Raw genomic sequence first — 2,015 nt, 5'->3', positions numbered from 1 at the left:
CGCTCATGTTTCTGTGTCAAAAAAGCTTTATGATGTGATATTACCACGAAGTGTTACTATTTTGGAGATGTCTATTGAGGAAATTTGTCATCGTCCAAGAACTTATCTCAAGATGGAAACCGACAGATTACCTGTCTCCCGCGTGCAAAGAATTTCGCCCCATGCTACAGAGTTTTTGTCTGCTCATACAGAAGACTGGGAGAAACGAACGTTTCGGAATGTACGTCCGAAGAGAGTTTTATGTCTGATCCGAGAAGACCTGGTAGATATTTATGAGAACAAAGTCACCGCTCGATTAATTGATCATCTGCTGGAATACCTCCAGAAACGAATTATCGAAGTGAAGGCTCTTAAAAGAGAGTTAGAGCAAGCAGATGACTTCTCTAAAGACACTACTCAAAAAATTTATTGGCGAAACCAAAACCGAATTTGTAGCCTTTGGGGCGATCAGTTTCAAGACGGAACTGCCCTGAAAACAGCGGAAAAGACACTCAAACTATTGAAACAGTTGCAATACAAGCTACGAGGATTGCTAGATACTGAGTTATATCGTGCTATCCCCAAACAGGCAACTGTGGGCAATACCCTCAAACGAACTAATATTCTGATTAACGATCGGCATTACCGCTATGTTGACAGGTTGTGGCAAGCTTGGATGCCCTGGAAGCGTGGCCACGCACAGACTCCCCAACAGATATTTGAAACCTATAAACAAGGCTTTAAGGGGTTTGAAGCTTTCTGTTTACTTCTCGTTAGCCGTGCTTTAACAGGTAACGGAACAGATGATCGAGGGATAGGATTTGAGGTTGATGATCTGTCTGATTTGCAATTGGGTAGCTCGATTCAATTCAACAGCCCAAGAGGTAGCATAACTTTGAGCTGGCAGCATGATGGAACTATTTTATTGGAAGCAGACAAAATTCAACATCTGAAATTAATTCCATTAATGCTCCCCTTAACTGCTACAGAAGATGCAAATGTAATTAATCCTATTATTGACGAATTTCGTTCGGCTTGTTCTGAAAATCCGAACGGCACAGTAATAATTCTGTATCCAGGAACTGAGGATGAGCGACAGAAGTTACCTCAGTTAGTCCAACAACAGATTAATAGTTTAGGAAACGACTATCTTACAGAAAAAAAACCATTGGCTGTATTACCTGTCAGCCCACTAGATATTCTCAGTGTTGAGCGTATTGCTCGTGCTATCCAATGGTGGCTCTATAGCCAATACTGTCAAATCTATCCTTTAACAATTGAGGAGCCAATACATCCGTCACTGCTGGAAGAAAATTCATGGATTTTTAAGGAAGGACGACATTGTAAATTACTTTGTTCACCTAAACCAGAAGAACAGGTGGATTTTGATAATCGTCTCTCACAACTAATTAATCAAGCTAAAGCTCGTGGACCGAGAGCTAAAGGAGAACTACTTGAATTAGAGAATCTGAAGAACTTCCCGGCTCGAACAGAAGAACGATTTAAGCCATTGTTAACTTGTCCAACCTGTTACAAGAAAAGCGATCGCCTTGAGCCTCTAGATAGGCAGTGCTTCCGTTGTGATTGTAAGAGTGGCAAGGATTGCGGAACCGAGTGGGGAATGCGAATTTGTGGCAAGTGTAGCGAGCATTACCCATACATCAAACTCTCTGATTCAGGTATTCTTAACTCATGGTACGATCGACAAGTAGGATCTGTCGATCGCATTTTCGGTAGAAACGTATTAGCAATCCCTTGTCGGAGTGATAAAGATACTAAAAGCTTTATCTGTCCAGCCTGTGGGGCTTGTAGTTGAAACCCATCTTCGGCACTCGCGATCGTGTCATATCAAATCCGGTAGCATCGGCATTAATATTACCCACAGCTTTCGACACAGCAGTGCCGTGTCCCTACAATTAATCGCGGTAGGGACACGGCACTGCCGTGTCCTCATAATTCGGCTCAGAAATAGCGAAGCTGTCACGCCTACGCAAACTAGCAATTAAAACCGTTACCAAATAAGGCTTACAGCCATT

Annotated in this window: 1 protein-coding gene; it reads left to right on the top strand. The window is 42.4% G+C overall.

Features of this window, described 5'->3' with window-relative positions; all coding sequences use genetic code 11:
• The coding region (locus QUA99_RS32660) for a DUF2357 domain-containing protein (protein WP_333245731.1) at nt 1-1,795 on the top strand (1,795 nt) is incomplete at its 5' end.
• Between the last annotated feature and the right edge of the window lie 220 nt (nt 1,796-2,015).

The organism is Microcoleus sp. F10-B2 (genome assembly GCF_036704965.1).
GTDB lineage: Bacteria > Cyanobacteriota > Cyanobacteriia > Cyanobacteriales > Microcoleaceae > Microcoleus.
The sequence above is the reverse complement of the archived record's forward strand: the minus strand, read 5'-3'. Positions and strand labels throughout refer to the sequence as shown.